This window comes from Nocardia albiluteola (assembly GCF_018860155.1).
Classification (GTDB): domain Bacteria; phylum Actinomycetota; class Actinomycetes; order Mycobacteriales; family Mycobacteriaceae; genus Nocardia; species Nocardia albiluteola.
Genome location: NZ_JAHKNI010000005.1, coordinates 542,303 through 556,376 on the forward strand (window position 1 = coordinate 542,303; position 14,074 = coordinate 556,376).

The 14,074-nt window shown below is 68.6% G+C and carries 19 protein-coding genes; 6 read left to right on the top strand and 13 right to left on the bottom strand.

Annotated features, from left to right (window positions below; all coding sequences use genetic code 11):
* The first annotated feature begins 115 nt into the window (after window positions 1–115).
* Window positions 116–919: an SOS response-associated peptidase gene (locus tag KO481_RS18335; protein ID WP_215918354.1), complete on the top strand. Its 804-nt coding sequence runs from the start codon at window positions 116–118 to the stop codon at window positions 917–919.
* A gap of 15 nt (window positions 920–934) precedes the next feature.
* On the opposite strand, the gene KO481_RS18340 is transcribed toward KO481_RS18335, so the two are convergent.
* The 4 genes from KO481_RS18340 to ybaK form a co-directional block, all read right to left on the bottom strand.
* Complete coding sequence (locus KO481_RS18340) at window positions 935–1,225, bottom strand: hypothetical protein (RefSeq protein ID WP_215918355.1); 291 nt, start codon at window positions 1,223–1,225, stop codon at window positions 935–937.
* A gap of 235 nt (window positions 1,226–1,460) precedes the next feature.
* A complete protein-coding gene (locus tag KO481_RS18345; protein WP_215918356.1) occupies window positions 1,461–3,173 on the bottom strand; it encodes an MDR family MFS transporter in 1,713 nt (570 codons plus the stop codon).
* Window positions 3,170–3,664 carry a MarR family winged helix-turn-helix transcriptional regulator gene (locus KO481_RS18350; protein ID WP_215918357.1) on the bottom strand — a complete coding sequence of 165 codons (495 nt, stop codon included), beginning with the start codon at window positions 3,662–3,664 and terminating at the stop codon, window positions 3,170–3,172. The genes KO481_RS18345 and KO481_RS18350 overlap by 4 nt, the downstream gene beginning before the upstream one ends.
* Window positions 3,665–3,815: 151 nt before the next feature.
* Complete coding sequence (gene ybaK / locus KO481_RS18355) at window positions 3,816–4,322, bottom strand: Cys-tRNA(Pro) deacylase (protein WP_215918358.1); 507 nt, start codon at window positions 4,320–4,322, stop codon at window positions 3,816–3,818.
* Between the two features lie 130 nt (window positions 4,323–4,452).
* On the opposite strand from ybaK, the gene KO481_RS18360 reads away from it, so the two are divergent.
* A complete protein-coding gene (locus KO481_RS18360; RefSeq protein ID WP_443677997.1) occupies window positions 4,453–5,280 on the top strand; it encodes a sigma-70 family RNA polymerase sigma factor in 828 nt (275 codons plus the stop codon).
* Window positions 5,281–5,318: 38 nt separating this feature from the next.
* Window positions 5,319–5,579, top strand: a complete 261-nt coding sequence (rsrA, locus tag KO481_RS18365; RefSeq protein WP_215918464.1) for a mycothiol system anti-sigma-R factor — start codon at window positions 5,319–5,321, stop codon at window positions 5,577–5,579.
* An 88-nt stretch (window positions 5,580–5,667) separates the two neighbouring features.
* Here the strand turns inward: rsrA and KO481_RS44810 are convergent, their stop codons facing one another.
* Window positions 5,668–5,742 (bottom strand): 50S ribosomal protein bL37, encoded by a 75-nt coding sequence (locus KO481_RS44810; RefSeq protein WP_110293457.1) that lies wholly within the window; start codon window positions 5,740–5,742, stop codon window positions 5,668–5,670.
* Window positions 5,743–5,946: 204 nt separating this feature from the next.
* On the opposite strand from KO481_RS44810, the gene KO481_RS18370 reads away from it, so the two are divergent.
* Both KO481_RS18370 and KO481_RS18375 read left to right on the top strand, forming a co-directional pair.
* The gene (locus KO481_RS18370) at window positions 5,947–6,162 is read left to right on the top strand and encodes a biotin/lipoyl-binding carrier protein (RefSeq protein ID WP_215918359.1); all 216 of its coding nucleotides are present in this window, start codon (window positions 5,947–5,949) and stop codon (window positions 6,160–6,162) included.
* Window positions 6,163–6,266: 104 nt separating this feature from the next.
* Window positions 6,267–7,778, top strand: a complete 1,512-nt coding sequence (locus tag KO481_RS18375) for a sensor histidine kinase (RefSeq protein WP_215918360.1) — start codon at window positions 6,267–6,269, stop codon at window positions 7,776–7,778.
* A 134-nt stretch (window positions 7,779–7,912) separates the two neighbouring features.
* Here KO481_RS18375 and KO481_RS18380 read toward each other — a convergent pair whose 3' ends face one another.
* Together KO481_RS18380 and KO481_RS18385 are read right to left on the bottom strand one after the other, a co-directional pair.
* The gene (locus KO481_RS18380; RefSeq protein WP_040827274.1) at window positions 7,913–8,167 is read right to left on the bottom strand and encodes a WhiB family transcriptional regulator; all 255 of its coding nucleotides are present in this window, start codon (window positions 8,165–8,167) and stop codon (window positions 7,913–7,915) included.
* Between the two features lie 232 nt (window positions 8,168–8,399).
* Window positions 8,400–9,359 carry a diacylglycerol/lipid kinase family protein gene (locus tag KO481_RS18385; protein ID WP_215918361.1) on the bottom strand — a complete coding sequence of 320 codons (960 nt, stop codon included), beginning with the start codon at window positions 9,357–9,359 and terminating at the stop codon, window positions 8,400–8,402.
* A 140-nt stretch (window positions 9,360–9,499) separates the two neighbouring features.
* Here KO481_RS18385 and KO481_RS18390 point away from each other — a divergent pair, with 140 nt between their 5' ends.
* Window positions 9,500–9,994: a hypothetical protein gene (locus KO481_RS18390; RefSeq protein WP_308166665.1), complete on the top strand. Its 495-nt coding sequence runs from the start codon at window positions 9,500–9,502 to the stop codon at window positions 9,992–9,994.
* A 7-nt stretch (window positions 9,995–10,001) separates the two neighbouring features.
* Here KO481_RS18390 and KO481_RS18395 read toward each other — a convergent pair whose 3' ends face one another.
* The 6 genes from KO481_RS18395 to KO481_RS18420 all read right to left on the bottom strand — a co-directional run bounded on the left by KO481_RS18395 (window position 10,002) and on the right by KO481_RS18420 (window position 13,981).
* Window positions 10,002–10,610: a GNAT family N-acetyltransferase gene (locus KO481_RS18395; RefSeq protein ID WP_215918362.1), complete on the bottom strand. Its 609-nt coding sequence runs from the start codon at window positions 10,608–10,610 to the stop codon at window positions 10,002–10,004.
* Window positions 10,611–10,629: 19 nt separating this feature from the next.
* Complete coding sequence (locus KO481_RS18400) at window positions 10,630–11,877, bottom strand: RNA polymerase sigma factor (RefSeq protein WP_215918363.1); 1,248 nt, start codon at window positions 11,875–11,877, stop codon at window positions 10,630–10,632.
* 169 nt (window positions 11,878–12,046) lie between these two features.
* The gene (locus KO481_RS18405) at window positions 12,047–12,388 is read right to left on the bottom strand and encodes a YciI family protein (protein WP_215918364.1); all 342 of its coding nucleotides are present in this window, start codon (window positions 12,386–12,388) and stop codon (window positions 12,047–12,049) included.
* 116 nt (window positions 12,389–12,504) lie between these two features.
* The gene (locus tag KO481_RS18410; protein ID WP_215918365.1) at window positions 12,505–12,981 is read right to left on the bottom strand and encodes a GNAT family N-acetyltransferase; all 477 of its coding nucleotides are present in this window, start codon (window positions 12,979–12,981) and stop codon (window positions 12,505–12,507) included.
* A gap of 52 nt (window positions 12,982–13,033) precedes the next feature.
* Complete coding sequence (locus KO481_RS18415; RefSeq protein WP_245401062.1) at window positions 13,034–13,648, bottom strand: acid phosphatase; 615 nt, start codon at window positions 13,646–13,648, stop codon at window positions 13,034–13,036.
* Window positions 13,649–13,717: 69 nt separating this feature from the next.
* The gene (locus KO481_RS18420; protein ID WP_215918367.1) at window positions 13,718–13,981 is read right to left on the bottom strand and encodes a hypothetical protein; all 264 of its coding nucleotides are present in this window, start codon (window positions 13,979–13,981) and stop codon (window positions 13,718–13,720) included.
* Between the last annotated feature and the right edge of the window lie 93 nt (window positions 13,982–14,074).

Sequence of the window (14,074 nt, forward strand, 5' to 3'; positions counted from 1 at the left end):
GGCGTGAAGTTCTCATAGCTTGATATGAAGTCTACTGCCGTCAGTTTGGATTTCCGGCCAATATTCGATGCCGGGCCGGCCGCGGCTGTCGGTGGGTGATGGCAGCATGGGGGACATGTGCGGCAGATACGCGACCACCGTGGATCCGGGCCGTCTGGCGGCCGAACTCGACGCCCTCGACGAGACCGGCGACCCACCGGGCTCGGGCGCGGGCGCCCCCGGCCCGAACTACAACGTCGCACCGACCAACAGGGTGCTGACCGTGGTCGAGCGGCACGATCGCGACCACCCCGAGGACGATCCGCGCCTGCGCATCCGCCGCATGCGCTGGGGCCTGGTCCCGGTGTGGACCAAGGCCGCCGAGCCCGGCGTGCCGGTCAAGGGAAAGCCGCTGTTCAACGCCCGCGCGGATCGCGCCGCGGAGGCGCCCTCGTTCCGGGACGCGGTCAAGAAGCGCCGCTGCCTGGTGCCGATGGACGGCTGGTACGAATGGGTGGTCGAGGGCGAGGAGAACGCGAAGGGCAAGGCGGTCAAGCGGCCCTACTACATGTCCAACGCCGACGGCTCGCGGCTGTACATGGCCGGGCTGTGGTCGATCTGGCGCGACCCGGCCCGGCGGGAGATGGATCCGCTGCTCTCGTGCACGATCCTGACCACCGACGCGATCGGCGATCTGACCAGGATTCACGATCGCATGCCGCTGATCATGCCCCGCGAACACTGGGCCGCCTGGCTCGATCCCGATCACCCGGCCCCGCACGAGCTGCTGGAAACTCCCGGGCCGGAACGAGTTTCGGGCATCGCGGTCCGTGAGGTGCCGGTTCTGGTGAACAGCGTGCGCAACAACGGCCCGGAGTTGCTGAGGCCGGTGGGATCCGGCCCGGTCGGGGAGCAGGCCGGGCAGATCAGCCTGCTCTGATCCCGCCCCTCGGCGTCAATCGCACTGCGCGGTTCCTGCGAGGAGATTGAGTCCGCACTTGACCAGCTCCGCACCCATGTTGATGCTTCTCGTGGCCAGGTCCGCGCCCATGTCCGAGCCCATGTCAATGATCCTCGTGGCCAGGCCGCCGCCCAGCTCCTCAGCCTTCCTGCCCGGCTCGGACTTTTCTTCCGGACTGGGATTTTCGGCGTGGTTGCCGAGAGGGAAATCTGGATTGTCCGGCCCCGCCGTGGCGGTCGCCGTGCCGAGTAGCAGGAGCGCACCGCTGGATGCGACGACGATCATGGTGCGGACGGGCCGACGCCGGGACGACATCGCGCGGCGGTTCGATGAGGGACGGTAGTCGGGCGACGGGTGAGCCATTCGCATCACATCCTCGGAGATCGGCAAGTACGACGAACGGGCCCGTCAAGTAACGCATTACCGGGGTGCATTTCTCGTGATTTGCACGATTGGTCCCCGTGGTTCTGCGTGTTCTCGACGGGCCCGTCGCGGCGGTCGAACGACCAGTTCCGCGTGGTCAGGCGACCGGTTCGACCTCCGCGCGGTCTCGGGCGCGAGATTCGCTACTGGCCGCGATGCCGCCCGCGGTGCGCAGCGGCACCTCCTTCCAGAAGGCCACCAGCACCAGGGCCAGCACCGCCAGGGCTGTCACCGAGAGGAAGACCGTGTCCATCGAATCGGCGAAGCCGACCTTGAACGGCCGGGCCAGCGTCGGATTCAGCTTCTGGATCACCGAGCTGTCGCTCAGCACGTTTGCCGCGGCCGACGTATCGTGCGAGATCAATCCCTTGGACAGCGCCGCATCGGCCGGGTTGCTCGAGTGCACCCCCTGCACGATGGCCTGCTGATACGCGGGCTGGGTCGCCGCAACCTGCATCTGATGCCCGATGTTCGGGGTCAGCTGGGCGAACAGGATCGACAGGAACACCGCCACGCCCATGGTGCCGCCGATCTGCCGGAAGAAGGTCGCCGACGAGGTCGACACGCCCATGTCCTTCGGCGGCAGCGCATTCTGCAGCGCCAGCGTCAGCGGCTGCATCAGGTTGCCCAGCCCCAGGCCGACGATCGCCATGAAGATCATCACCAGCCACAGGTGGCTGTCGGCGCTGACCAGATGCAGCAGGAACAGGCCCACGGTCAGCAGCGTGGCGCCGATGATCGGGAAGATCCGGTACCGGCCGGTGCGGGAGATGGTCTGACCGGCCACGATCGAGGCGGTCATCATGCCGAACACCATCGGCAGCGTCTGCAGCCCGGCGATGGTCGGGCTCGAGCCCCGCACCACCTGCAGGTACTGCGGCAGCAGGCTGATGCCGCCGAACATGGCCGCGCCGACCACGAAGGAGATCACCACGCCGAGCGCGAAGGTGGTGTTCTTGAACATCCGCAGCGGAATCAGCGCGGCGTCACCGAGTTTCGCCTCCACGGCGATGAAGCCGAGGATGCCGAGCACGCCGATCGCGTAGCAGGTCAGCGACTGCGCGCTGCCCCAACCCCAGCTGCGGCCCTGTTCGGCGACCACCAGCAGCGGCACCAGGCCGACCACCAGCGCGAGCACGCCCCACCAGTCGATGCGCACCTGTGTACGCGTGCGCTTGGGCAGCTTCAGCACTTTGGTGACCACGGCCAGCGCGAGCGCGCCGACCGGCACGTTCACCAGGAACACCCAGCGCCAGCCGGTGATGCCCAGGATGTGCGCCTGGCCGGCCAGCAGGCCGCCCAGCACCGGGCCCACGACGCTGGAGGTGCCGAACACCGCCAGGAAGTAGCCCTGGTAGCGGGCGCGTTCGCGGGGGCTGACGATATCGCCCATGATGGTCAGGGCCAGCGACATCAGGCCGCCCGCGCCCAGGCCCTGCAGCGCCCGGAAGAAGGCGAGCTGGTACATCGAGTCGGCGAACGAGCACAGCAGCGAGCCGGCCACGAAGATCGTGATGGCGGCCAGATAGAACGGCTTGCGGCCGAACATGTCCGAGAGCTTGCCGTACAGCGGCGTGCTCAGGGTGGAGGTGATCAGGTAGGCGGTCGTCACCCACGCCTGCATGGAATAGCCGTGCAGGTCGTCGGCGATGGTGCGGATCGAGGTCGACACGATGGTCTGATCGAGGGCTGCCAGCAGCATCCCCAGCATCAGGCCGGACAGGATGACCAGCACCTGGCGGTGGGTGAAGCCGCCCGCTGATCTGGGTTCGAGGGACGGCCGATGTGCCGTCTCGGTGGCGGTGGTCATGAGAGTTTCTCCGTCGCAGGATCTTTGGGGGGAAGGTTGAGCATCGCCGGGCGCGCCTGTTCGTAGTCGTCGACGAAGCGGCGCATCACGTGGGCGAGCTGTTCGCGGTCGTCGTCACTCCAGTGCGAGAGCACGGTGGAGAGCGCTTCGTTGCGGCGACGACGCAGGGAGGCGGCCAGGTCCCGTCCGGCGTCGGTGACGGCCAGGACGCTGGCCCGGCCGTCGGCGGGGTCGGCACGGCGCTCGATGAGCCCGCGCTTGACCAGTGCCGCGGCCTGGCGACTGATGGTGGAGGCATCGGAGTAGAGCAGTTCCGCCAGGGCGCCCGAGCGCATCGGGCCGTCCGCGAGCAGGCGGAAGATGATCCCGTAAGATGCAGCCTCGATCTCGCCTCCGGAGGCGGCCGCGATCTGCGCGGCGGTGCGCTCGCGGATGCGTCCCAGTCGGATCAGTTGCAGGGCGATCAGATCGATCACCTCGTCGTGGTCCATGGGCCGCGCGCCTCCTTGGTCAGCTCAACTGGTTAACACAGTCAATTGCTTGCTTATTCCAACTAGTTGTACTGGGCAAGTATGTGCTCGATCGGGGAGATATGCAAGGAGCGCTGGACGATAGTCCAGCGTGTCGGATAGGGGTGGGAGGTCAGGACGTCGCGACGGGAGCCGTGACGGCGTCGGTCAGGCGGATCAGATCGGCGGGGGCCAGTTCGATCTCCAGCCCGCGCCGGCCCGCGCTGCACAGCATCCGGTCCCACTCCAGCGCGGACGCGTCGATCACCGTCGGCAGGGCGCGCTTCTGGCCGAGCGGGGAGATGCCGCCCAGCACATAGCCGGTGGTGCGCTCGGCCTTGGTCTTGTCGGCCATGGCCGCCTTCGGCGCGCCTAGCGCCGCGGCGGCGGCCTTCAGCGAGAGCGTCGTCGGGACCGGCAGCACCGCCACCGCCAGCCGCGCCGGGGCGGACCCGCCCGACAGCTCGATCACCAGCGTCTTGAAGATCTGCCCGTCCCGCACGCCCAACTGCTCGGCCAGCGCCGACACCGCCTCCGCGCCGAAGGAGTCGTTGCGCGGGTCGTGCTGGTAGGCGTGCACCCGGTGCGCCACCTTCGCCTGGGTCAGGGTGCGGATCGCGGGGGTCGAAGCGGCGGCCATGGCGGCCACCTTAGGTGTGCGGGGGCCCACCCGGCCAGTCCATTGCGCCCGACGCGCGGGAACACAGCGACCCTCCGGCATGTTGCACGCGGTACGCATCCCATTCCGTGAGAATCGAAGGAGTTTGCCGGTGACGGTTCTGATCGATGAACGTCCGGTCCGTCTCGGAACCTCGCCGCTGTTCAGCCAGCTCGCGCAGGTCCCCCGGGCCACCGGGTTCCCACTGTCCACCTCGCTCGCGGTAGATTCTGTGATTACGGCGATCGAAGGGATGGGCGTGACGAGCGACGAAGATTTGGCGGCCGATCGCCTCGATGGTGACGCCGAGAGCGGCGGCACGACGCAGGCGGGCCCGGCCGACCCGGCCGAACTGGCGCAGCGGTTCGAGCGCGACGCGCTCCCGCTGCTGGATCAGCTCTACGGTGCGGCGCTGCGGATGACCCGCAACCCCGCCGACGCCGAGGATCTGGTGCAGGAGACCTTCGCCAAGGCGTATCAGGGCTTCCGGTCCTTCCGCGAGGGCACCAACCTCCGCGCCTGGCTGTACCGGATCCTGACCAACACCTACATCAACTCCTATCGCAAGAAGCAGCGCCAGCCCGCGCAGTACCCCACGGACGAGATCACCGACTGGCAGCTCGCGGCCACCGCCGAGCACACCTCGACGGGCCTGCGTTCGGCCGAGATGGAGGCGCTCGAGGCGCTGCCCGACGACGACATCAAGTCGGCGCTGCAGGAACTTCCGGAGGAGTTCCGGATGGCGGTCTACTACGCCGATGTCGAGGGTTTCCCCTACAAGGAGATCGCCGACATCATGGGCACCCCTATCGGCACGGTCATGTCCCGGTTGCACCGCGGCCGCAAGCAGCTCAAGGGCCTGCTCGCCGATGTGGCACACGAGCGGGGATTCGACCGGAACGAGGCGGGCAGCGGGGCTCGTCAGGAGGTAGCCCAGTGAGCACGGAACAGGAGCGGGGGACCGAGGCGGAGGCCGATATGAAGCTCGATTGCACGGCGGTGCTGGCCGATGTCTGGCTCATGCTGGACGGCGAATGCGACCAGGCCACCCGCGAGCGGCTCCAGCATCATCTGGAGACCTGTTCGCCCTGCATCGACGCCTACGGCCTGGAGGAGAAGCTCAAGCGGCTGCTCAACCGCAAGTGCGGCGGCGACCGGGCCCCCGATTCGCTGCGCGAGCGCCTGACCCTGGAGATCCGGCGTTCGATCACCGTCACCGGGACCCAGCTCGAGCCCTAGTCCGTTCTCCCGGCATACATACAGATCAGCGGCACGTCATCGACGAGATGACGTGCCGCTGAGTGCATATGCGAGATATGCGAACGATTCAGCTGTTCGGACGCTTGCCGTGATTGGCGGCATTGCCCTTGCGGCTGCGCTTCTTACGACCACGCTTACCCATGTTTGTCTCCTTCCTGATCGGCAGTCATTGTTCCATGCGGGTACGGCGATCCCGTCGCCCGGTCGGCCGCTGCGCCGATGCCCCGGGATGCCTTACCCCGGATACGGGCGGGTAAACCCCTGCTGATCGGGTGGTACCGGTCAGGATGTGATTGGCTGTAGCGTCAGCTGATCGACCGCAGCGGCGATCTACCGGAAGGGTGTCATGGCCGAGGAAGTGCTCGCGGAGATGGTCTCGACCGTCTTCCAGATCGTTGCGGAAGAGGGCGCGGTTGTGCAGGAGGGCGACACCCTGGTGTTGCTGGAATCGATGAAAATGGAGATTCCGGTGGTCGCCGAGGGACCGGGCACGGTGGCCTCGATCAACGTCAAACCGGGCGACGTGCTGCAGAAGGGCGACCTTATCGCCGTCATCTCCTAGGGGATGGTGAGTCGGCGGAGCCGGCGGGGCGGGTAGATGCAGCGATCCCACGCCGGGGTCGGTGTGGCCGCAGGGGGCGGTGTGGTGCGTGAAGGAGAGGTTTTATGTCGACGTTGAGTGATCTGCTGGCCGAGCACACCGATCTGCCGGGTGCGGCCGTCGACCATCTGCAGCGGGTGGTGGGCGACTGGCAGCTGCTGTCGGATCTGTCGTTCGCGGATCTGCAGCTGTGGGTGGGCGCCGGGCCCGTCGCCGAGGGCGCGGATGTGGTGTGCGTGGCGCAGTGCCGCCCGACCACCGCGGCCACCGTGCATCCGGAGGACCTGGTCGGCTCGCTCGCCTCGACGAGCGATCATCCCCAGGTCTTCGAGGCTCTGACGACCGGCGCGATCGTGCGCGTCGACACCGACCGCGTCTCGACCGGCGTCTACCACCCGAATCCGGCGCACGTCATGCGCGAGGCGATTCCGGTGCGGGTCGGCGAGGACATCATCGCGGTGCTCGGCCGGGACATCGAGGTGCAGCGATCCAAGATCCGCGGCAGCCTCGAGAACGCCTACATGTCCTGCGCCGACGACCTGTGCCAGATGATCGCCGACGGCACCTTCCCGACCCTCGAGGACCGCACGGGCTCGCATTCGAGCCCGCGCGCCGGGGATGGATTCATCCGCCTGAACACCGAGGGCATCGTCGAATACGCCAGCCCCAACGCGCTTTCGGCCTATCACCGGATGGGCCTGCAGGCCGATCTGGCCGGGCAGGATCTGGCGCAGACCACCCGCTCGCTGATCACCGACCCGTTCGATGCGCAGGAGGTCGTCAGCGATATCCAGGCCGCACTCGCGGGCAAATCGGGCCGCCGCATGGAGGTGGAGGCGCGCGGGGCGACGGTGCTGCTGCGCACCCTGGTGCTACGCCCGCACGGCGAGCTGGCCGGCGCGGCGGTGCTGGTGCGCGATGTCACCGAGGTCAAGCGGCGCGATCGGGCGCTGCTGTCCAAGGACGCCACGATCCGCGAGATCCACCACCGGGTGAAGAACAATCTGCAGACCGTCGCCGCGCTGCTGCGGTTGCAGGCGCGCCGCACCGAGAACGAGGAGGCGCAGCTGGCGCTCACCGAATCGGTGCGCCGGGTCACCTCGATCGCGTCGGTACACGAAATGTTGTCGATGTCGGTTGACGAGGAGGTCGATCTCGACGAGGTCGTCGACCGTTTGCTGCCGATCATGGCCGACGTGGCCACGGTGAACACCGCGCGGATCAAGGTCCGCAGGGAGGGCTCGCTGGGTGTGTTCTCCGCCGAACGCGCCACGCCGCTGGTGATGGTGCTGACCGAGCTGGTGCAGAACGCCATCGAGCACGCCTTCGATTCCGGCGAGAACGGCACCGTCACGATCCGTTCGGAACGCTCGGCGCGCTGGCTGGACGTCATCATCGGCGACGACGGCCGCGGGCTGCCGGACGGGTTCAGCCTCGAGGGTTCCGACCGGCTCGGCCTGCAGATCGTGCGCACGCTGGTGACCGCGGAACTGGGTGGATCCATCGGTCTGCATCCGGGTGCGGATGTGGGAACCGATGCGGTGCTGCGTGTTCCGCTGGGTCGCCGTTCGCGATAATCGCCGTGCGATCAGGGGGGAAATCCCTTGGCGCACAATAAAGCCCGGCACCTTACGGGGTGCCGGGCCGGGAGTGCGCTACGTGCCAGGGATGGTGCGTTTGATTCGCGGTGGCCGTAACGCCGACCGTCGTGCTAGACGACGGCCCGGGTGCGCGTCCGCGCGTTGCGCCGCTTGAGCGCGCGCCGCTCGTCTTCGCTCATGCCGCCCCATACGCCGGCGTCCTGTCCGGACTGCAGGGCCCAGGACAGGCAGTCGGCGGTGACGGGGCAGCGGGCGCAGACCAGCTTGGCATCGGCAATCTGCGCGAGCGCCGGACCGCTGTTACCCACAGGGAAGAACAGCTCGGGGTCCTCGTCACGACAGATGGCCTTGTGGCGCCAGTCCATTCCTCTGCTCCTTTGCTGGGCGCCGTAGGGCGCCGTGAGTTTGTGGTTCGTTCACTTGTGCGACTCGAATGTTTCCGCACGATTGCTTGTGAATGCTTTCACGAACACCGTAGATGTCAATAGCTTGGTGTTGCACCGTGGGGAAGCTCACGCTTAAGACCCCTGCACTGAGGGCCTGCGGAGTCCTTTCTACTCGCTCCGACCGGTTTTCGCACCGCAACCGGGAGGTTTCTCAGTCGTGTCGGCCCGATTCAGGCTGCGGAGCAAGCACGTCCAAGATCTTCGGCACGGCTGTGAAATCCACCATGTTGCGCCGGCCGATGAAATCGCCATCGATTTGCAAACCGATCGGCATGTCGGACTCGACCCGCACCGACGGGACATCGTCGGTGCGAAAGAGATTGCGGGCCTTGGGGTCTCCGTCGGTGGCCAGGATCTGCCGGACGACCAGCAGGGTTTGCACCACACTCATGGTCCGCATGGCGAACACCCCGAGGCCGGTCTCGAAGGCCGTGCCGGGATTCGTGTGCGCAGGGGTGTTGTCAAGGTAGGTCCACGGGGTGGTGTTCGTCACGAATGCGTAATGCACCCCGGACACCGGATCGTGGCCCGGAATGTGCAGCGTCACCGACGGTTCGCGGCGGCGCGCACGAAAGAATTGCCGCACAGTGGTGCGCACGTAGCGGGCCGGGGTGGCCGGATTGCCGTTGGCGCGGCTGTGGTCGATGGCCTCGCAGACATCGGCATCCAGCCCCACCCCGGCGCTGAAGGTGAACCAGCGGTCGTCCGCGATGCCCAGCCCGATCCGGCGGTCCCGTTCCAGCGACAGCAGGTCGATCAGCTGGTTGGTGGCGGCCACCGGATCGGGCTTGATGCCCAGCGACCGCGCGAAGACGTTGGCCGAACCGCCGGGGATGACGCCGAGGCGGGGCTTCCACGCCTGCCCGTCGTCGATCTGCGGCAGCGGGAGGAAGCCGTTGATCGTCTCGTTGACCGTGCCGTCGCCGCCGTGCACGACGATCAGGTCCATCTCGTTGGTGGCGGCCCACTGGGCCAGTTCGGCCGCGTGGCCGCGGTGCTGGGTGTGTGCGACGGTCAGCTGCGTGCGACTCTCCAGCGCGTGGGCCAGCAGATCCCGGGTCGCCGCCGTGGTGGAGGTGGCATTCGGGTTCACGATCAACAGCGTCCGCACGCGTCGAGCCTACTGATCGCCCGCGGCCGAACCCGCCCGGTGGCCGGAACCAGCCGCTTCGGGTGCACCCGTAGCCGACGCCCGGCCGCACCCCGGCGGCCCGGTCGTAGGCTGGGGCGGTGGCGAAGCAGAATGGTCCCGTGACGAAGCAGGGTGATTCCGGGGCCGACGAGAACTCCGGAGCGGGTGCGAACCCGGGAGCCGCAGGCGAATCCGGAACACCGGCGCGGATCCCGGCCACGATTCGCGGCGCGGGTGCGCTGGCGGGTATCGAGGGCCTGGTCGGTCTGGGCATCGCGGTCGCCCTGGTGGTGCACGGCAGCGGCGCGCACGCCGGCATCCGCGGGCCCGGAGCGAGCGCGCAGCCCTACGGCACCGCCGCCTGGTTCGCGATCCTGTCCGCGGCCGTGCTGGCCGCCGGGGTGAGCCTGATCCGCGGCCGCCGCTGGGGCCGTGCCATCGTGGTGATCGCCCAGGTGCTGCTGCTGCCGGTCGCCTGGAACATGGTCAGCTCGCATCGCCTCGAGCTCGCGATTCCGATCGGGCTGGCGGCCCTGGTCACCCTCGGACTCACCTTCGCCCCGCCCTCGGCGCAGTGGATGGCCCGCGGCTACGGGGTCGATCCGGAGGAGTGAGGGGCGCTCAGCGGGGCGCTCGCCACATCGGCCACATCGGCGGGCCGCCCTCGGTCGGGTCGAGTTCGCCGTCGGACTCGTAGCCGAAACGCTCGTAGTAGGGCACGTTTTCGGGCTTGCTGGACTCCAGGTACGAGGCGGCGCCGACCTCGTCGCAGTACTTCAGGCGGGGCGCGAGCAGCGCGTGCCCGAAGCCGCGTCCCCGCGCGGTCGGGAGCGTGCCGAGGAAGGCCAGGTACCAGTGCGGTTCGGTGGGGTGATGGCGCGCCATCCGGTCCGCCAGCCGCGCGGCCGTCCCCAGCCTGCCGCGGAATCCGCGCCACAGTCCCGGCAGCATGCGCAGCTGCGTCCACGCCGAAGGCGTCCAGACCCCGGGCGGAGCCCAGACGGCCACTCCGGCCATCGCGCCCGCGTCATCGATCGCCACGTCCACCGCGCCGGCGGCGAGGAACTGGTGGCGAACCTGGGCGGCGAACAACCGCGCCGCGCGCTCGGCGCGGGTCGTGGGATCCGGGATCAGCCAGCCGATGACCGGATCGTCGGCGAAGGCCAGGCCCAGCACGCGCGCCAGTTCTGGAACATCGGATCGGGTTGCCGCGCGCACGATGCGCTCCATACGGTTCACGATAGGCGATTCACGTGCCCATCTCGGCGAGCCGGGAGGCGAGGAAGGCGCGCTCGGTGTCGTTCTCGGTCAGCAGGATCGCCTCCTGGTAGGCGGTGCGTGCCTCGGGGGCGCGGCCGAGTTCGGCCAGGAAGTGGGCGCGGGCGGCGGCCAGGTAGCCGTACCCGGCCAGCTGCGGTTCGGCGGCCAGCTCGTCCAGCGCCGCCAGGCCCGTCTCGGGGCCCTGCGCCATGCCGCGCGCGACCGCCCGGTTCAGCGCCACCACGGGTGAGGGCCAGACGCCGATCAGCACGTCGTAGAGCCCGGCGATCTCGTGCCAGTCGGTCCGGTCGTAGCTCGGCGCCTCGGCATGTACCGCCGCGATCGCGGCCTGCAGCGCGTACCGACCCGGATTGCGCGACAACGCCACCCGGACCAGGGCGATGCCCTCGGCGATCTGCCCGTGATCCCAGCGGTCGCGGTCCTGTTCCGACAGGCGCAGCATGGTGCCGTCGTCCGCGGTGCGGGCCACCCGGCGGGCATCGGTCAGCAGGATGAGCGCGAGCAGTCCCGTGACCTCCTGGTTGTCGGGCTGCAGCGCGTGCAGCATGCGGGCCAGGTCGGTGGCACGTTCGATCAGATCGCGTCGGATCAGGGCCTCGCCCGAGGGCGCGGTGTGGCCGGTGGTGAACAGCAGGTGGATCACCGCGAGCACGCCCTCGATGCGCTCGGGGAGTTCGCGCGGGCCCGGCACGCGGTAGGGAATGCGGGCCGTGGCGATCTTCTTCTTGGCGCGGGTGATGCGCGCGGCCATCGTCGGCTCGGCGACCAGGAAGGCGTGTGCCACCTCGGCGGTGGTGAGGCCGCAGACCAGCCGCAGCGTCAGGGCCACCTGGGCCTCGGGGGACAGGGCGGGGTGACAGCAGGTGCAGATCAGGCGCAGCCGGTCGTCGGGGATCTCCTCGAGGGCGGTGATGGCGGCGTTGGCGGGGTCCGGAGCCGGTTCGTCGTCGATCAGCAGCGGCAGTGCGCGCTGCATCGTCGACTGGCGGCGGAGCAGATCCAGCGCGCGGTTGCGCGCCACCGTCGTCAGCCAGGCGGCCGGGCGGGCCGGGATGCCGTGCTGTGCCCAGTTCGTCAGGGCCTGCGCGTAGGCGTCCTGCACGCATTCCTGGGCCAGATCCAGGTCCCGGGTGACGCGCACGGTCGAGGCGAGCACGAAGGCCCATTCGCGACGGTGCGCGTCGGCCACCGCCGCGGCGACATCGGAGTGAATCATGGTGCCGGCCAACGTGATTCGATGACTCTGAAAGTACTTGGACCGCAGTCTATATCGAGCCCTGGGACAACATGTGCGGGACCGATCCCGCGGCCACAGGTGCGGCGTGCGCGGGATCGGTCACTGTGCGTGCGGCGAATCATGATGTGGTGGGCAATGATTCGGAGGGTCAGTTGAAGACCCGGATGGGGCGCACCTCGACGCCGCCGCCCTCCATCGGCACCTGCTTGGCGATCGCCAGCGCGGCGTCCAGGTCGGGCGCCTCGATCAGGTAGTAGCCGCCCAGCTGTTCCTTCGTCTCGGCGAACGGGCCGTCGGTCACGACGAAGCCGCCGGCGCCGTCCGGCCGGATGGCGGTGCCGGTGTGGCTGCGCTCGAGCGCGTTGCCGCCGGCCAGCGACGGTCCGTTGTGCTCCATGAAATTCTGGTGGGCCCGCATCATCGGCGCCTCGGGTGCAGGCTCGTCCAGAACGCGCTCGTCCTGGTAGATCAGAACCAGATATTGCGACATGGTGAAAGTCCTTCGAACTGGTGGCCCGCCTTTCGGACCATTCAACTCTCCGACGTGCACCCCGCGGTGAAATCGACATCCACCGGAAGAAGTTTCCGGCGTTTTCTCCCCGGGCCTCAGCGCGAGGCGAGCTGGGTCAGTGCGTCGCCGGTCAGGCGATACCCGGTCCACTCGTCCTGGGGTGTGGCGCCCAGCGACTTGTAGAAGTCGATCGAGGGGGTGTTCCAGTCCAGCACCGACCAGTCCACGCGGCGGTACCCCTGGTCGACGGCCTCGCGCGCCAGCGCCGCCAGCAGCGCCTTGCCCAGGCCCAGTCCGCGCGCCTGCGGCTTGACGAACAGATCCTCGAGGTAGATGCCGTGCGTGCCGGTCCAGGTGCTGTAGTTCAGGAACCAGATCGCGCAGCCGAGCACCTCACCGCCCGAATCACGCTGTGCCACATGGGCGAACAGCTTCGGTTCCGGGCCGAACAGCGCCGCGTGCAGCTGCTCGTCGGTGAGGGTGCATTCGTCGCGCGCCCGCTCGTACTCGGCCAGGTCGTAGACGAGGCCGACCATCGCGGGCACGTCGTCGGGTGTAGCGCGGCGGATCATGAGGCTCCTTCGATCGGGAAAGGTGGTGTGCTGCGGTGTCCCGGCGCCGGGACTATCGGCCCAGGCCGTCGAGGTCCGAGACGATGTTGTGCGCCCGGATCGTGCGGGTGCGGTGCTCGTGGCCCAGGACGCTGATCGCGGCGGTCGACAGATAGAACCGGCGCCCCTCCCGCACCTCGAGTTCGGCCCAGCGGGCGATCAGCACCCGGGAGAAGTGCCCGTGGCCGACCAACACCACGTCGCGGTTCTGCAGCTCCGGCTCCACCTTGGCCAGCACCCGATCCGCCCGCTCCCGCACCTGGGCGGCGGATTCGCCCCCCGGCACCGGATCGGTGAAGATCGTCCATCCCGGCACGCTCCGCTCGATCTCCGGCGTGGTCAGCCCCTCGTAGTCGCCGTAGTCCCATTCGACCAGATCGTCATCGATCTGCACCTCCGTCAGCCCCGCCAGCTCGGCGGTGTGCACCGCCCGCTGCCTCGGGCTGCACAACACCAGCGGATCGGAAAGCCGCAGGCCTTCGAGCACGCTCCGGGCCGCCCTGGCCTGCTCTTCCCCGACCTCGGTCAGCGGAATATCGGTCCGCCCTGTATGCCGGTGCCCCTTCGACCACTCGGTCTCCCCGTGCCGCAGCACAACCACCCGGAACTCCGTCGCGGAACCACTCATACGCTCGATCATGCCGGATGGCGGTTTCCGCCCCAGCCGGGCGGCCCGCGGAACAGGCCACCCTCAACCTCACCACCGATGGCAGCGGTGGTCCCAGTGGCCCCAGCCGTCGTGGTCGTCGTTGTGCCAGAAGCCGTGGCGGTCGCAGTGCCAGTCGTTGTGGTGCCAGTCGCCCGGGTCGTGCCAGCCGGGGTTGTTGTAGCCGCCCCAGTCGTTGTCCTGTTGTGCGGGAAGGGTGTACGACGGCGCGGCGGCGGCGGTGCCCGCTACCGGGCCGATGAGCAGGGCGCCGGCGGTGAGGGCGATGAACGTTGCGGACAGTTTCTGCTTCATGATGATCTCTCCGGTAGTTTGTTGCCCCGACCTCGAAGTCATTGCACGCCCCCGGGGTTCCGGACGCAATGACCTCGAGCGGATTCACAGCCG

Excerpts from the sequence above, each read along its gene's own strand:
- KO481_RS18335 (WP_215918354.1), top strand. The coding sequence starts at position 116 with ATGTGCGGCAGATACGCGACCACCGTGGATCCGGGCCGTCTGGCGGCC.
- KO481_RS18340 (WP_215918355.1), bottom strand. The coding sequence starts at position 1,225 with ATGATCGTCGTCGCATCCAGCGGTGCGCTCCTGCTACTCGGCACGGCG.
- KO481_RS18345 (WP_215918356.1), bottom strand. The coding sequence starts at position 3,173 with ATGACCACCGCCACCGAGACGGCACATCGGCCGTCCCTCGAACCCAGA.
- KO481_RS18350 (WP_215918357.1), bottom strand. The coding sequence starts at position 3,664 with ATGGACCACGACGAGGTGATCGATCTGATCGCCCTGCAACTGATCCGA.
- ybaK (WP_215918358.1), bottom strand. The coding sequence starts at position 4,322 with ATGGCCGCCGCTTCGACCCCCGCGATCCGCACCCTGACCCAGGCGAAG.
- rsrA (WP_215918464.1), top strand. The coding sequence starts at position 5,319 with ATGAAGCTCGATTGCACGGCGGTGCTGGCCGATGTCTGGCTCATGCTG.
- KO481_RS18370 (WP_215918359.1), top strand. The coding sequence starts at position 5,947 with ATGGCCGAGGAAGTGCTCGCGGAGATGGTCTCGACCGTCTTCCAGATC.
- KO481_RS18375 (WP_215918360.1), top strand. The coding sequence starts at position 6,267 with ATGTCGACGTTGAGTGATCTGCTGGCCGAGCACACCGATCTGCCGGGT.
- KO481_RS18380 (WP_040827274.1), bottom strand. The coding sequence starts at position 8,167 with ATGGACTGGCGCCACAAGGCCATCTGTCGTGACGAGGACCCCGAGCTG.
- KO481_RS18395 (WP_215918362.1), bottom strand. The coding sequence starts at position 10,610 with ATGGAGCGCATCGTGCGCGCGGCAACCCGATCCGATGTTCCAGAACTG.
- KO481_RS18400 (WP_215918363.1), bottom strand. The coding sequence starts at position 11,877 with ATGATTCACTCCGATGTCGCCGCGGCGGTGGCCGACGCGCACCGTCGC.
- KO481_RS18405 (WP_215918364.1), bottom strand. The coding sequence starts at position 12,388 with ATGTCGCAATATCTGGTTCTGATCTACCAGGACGAGCGCGTTCTGGAC.
- KO481_RS18410 (WP_215918365.1), bottom strand. The coding sequence starts at position 12,981 with ATGATCCGCCGCGCTACACCCGACGACGTGCCCGCGATGGTCGGCCTC.
- KO481_RS18415 (WP_245401062.1), bottom strand. The coding sequence starts at position 13,648 with ATGAGTGGTTCCGCGACGGAGTTCCGGGTGGTTGTGCTGCGGCACGGG.
- KO481_RS18420 (WP_215918367.1), bottom strand. The coding sequence starts at position 13,981 with ATGAAGCAGAAACTGTCCGCAACGTTCATCGCCCTCACCGCCGGCGCC.